General features: G+C 68.4%; 1 protein-coding gene. It reads left to right on the top strand.

Annotation, left to right across the window (positions count from 1 at the left end):
• Positions 1-158 precede the first annotated feature (158 nt).
• Positions 159-1,760, top strand: coding sequence for an IS1634 family transposase (locus ACIQZO_RS40460; RefSeq protein ID WP_403636423.1), 1,602 nt, complete (start codon positions 159-161; stop codon positions 1,758-1,760).
• Positions 1,761-1,790: the final 30 nt, after the last annotated feature.

Raw genomic sequence — 1,790 nt, 5'->3', positions numbered from 1 at the left:
GTCTAGCCCCGTACTTCGCGGGTCGTTGATTCGTATGGTGTGACCGGTCCGGGAGTGTCCCGGGCCGGTCGTATGGCGTTGGTCCGGATGTGTCGATGACTTCCCGGTCCCCGCGGCCACGATCTGAGCGTCAGCGCCTTGAAGTGGTGGTGACGTCCGTGGTGGAAAAGCGTCTGGGCGCTCTGCCTGTCGCTGCCGAGTTTCTGCGCCGGCTGGACGTGGCCGGGATCGTCGATGAGGTGTGTCCGGGCGGGGCGAGTGCGCATCTGACGCACGGACAGGTCATCGAGGCGCTGGTGGCCAACCGGCTGACCTCGCCCGCACCGCTGGTGCGGGTCGGGGACTGGGCACGCACCTGGGCGGTGGAGGAGGTCTTCGGCATCACACCGGACCTGCTCAACGACGACCGTCTGGCCCGCGCGCTGGACGCGATCGCGCCGAAGCTGGAGGCCATCGCGGGCACGGTCGGCGCCCGGGCGATCGCCGAGTTCGGGATCGACGTCTCCCGGCTGCATTGGGACATGACCAGCATGTCCGTCCACGGCGCCTTCCCCGCCCAGGAGCAGGACGAGCGGTATCCGCTGATCGCCTGCAACGGGCATCCCAAGGACCGGCGCCTGGATCTGAAACAGGTCCAGGCCGGGCTCGCGGTGACGGCCGACGGCGGTATCCCCGTGCACTCCCGCGTCTTCAGTGGCGCCGCGGCCGAGGTCAGCCAGGTCGTCGGAGCGATGAACGACCTCAAAGCGATGGCCGGCACCCAGGAGTTCTTGATGGTCGCCGACTCCAAGCTGGTGTCCTATTCCAACATCACCGCCCTGCTTCAGGCCCGGGTGGAGTTCATCGCGCCCGTCCCGGCCGCTCAGATCAAGGACGACGTCTACGCGGTCCTCGATCCCCGGCAGGCCGGGCCCGTCGACTGGGTGCCCGGGCGGGACGAGAGGAAACCGGAGGCGGAACGGGAGACCTACCGGGTCCTGGAGGACCTTCACACGCTGACCGGCCGCCGAAAGAGCGACCCACCACTGACCGTGCGCCGGATCCTGGTCCATTCCACCGCCGTCGCGGCCGGCCAGCAGGCGGCCCGGGCCAAAAGGCTGGCCAAGGCCGCCGAAGACCTCGACAGGCTCACCGCCGCGGCGGGCGGACGGCACTACAAGACCCGGGAGAAGATCGTCGCGCGGATCGGCGTCGTCACCGCCAAACGCCGCGTCACCTCCTGCCTGCGCTGGCAGATCACCGAGGACGAGCACGGCACCCCCGGTCTTGCCTGGCACTTCGACCAGGACGTGCTGGACGCCGAAGCAGCCGTCGACGGTTGGTGGGCACTGATCACCAGCGTCCCGGCCGAGAAGGCCGAACCGGCCCAGATCCTGATCCATTACAAGGGCCAGGGCACGGTCGAACGGCGTTACCACGACTTCAAGGGCCCTCTCGCGGTCGCACCGGTCTTCGTGCAGCACAACCGGCGCGTCGCCGCGCTGATCCAGGTGATCTGCCTGGCCCTGCTCGTCTTCTGCCTGATCGAGCGGCAGGTCAGACGCGCTCTGGGCCCCGACGAGACCATGACCGGCCTCTACCCGGACAACCGCCGCGTCCGCCCCACCGGCCGGATGATCCTCTACCACCTCGGCGAACTCACCCTGCGGATCGGCAACGTCACCGACCCGCCAACCGTCCAGATCAACCGCGGCGTCCAACTCCACCTCCTCGACCTCCTCGACACCGACATCACACAAACCCGCTGGCCACAGATCTGAAACGGTCACCCGCGAAGTACGGGTCTAGCA

Source organism: Streptomyces sp. NPDC097617, assembly GCF_044761485.1.
Lineage (GTDB): Bacteria > Actinomycetota > Actinomycetes > Streptomycetales > Streptomycetaceae > Streptomyces.
Note: the sequence above shows the minus strand (reverse complement) of the source record. Positions and strands in the feature narration are given on the sequence as shown.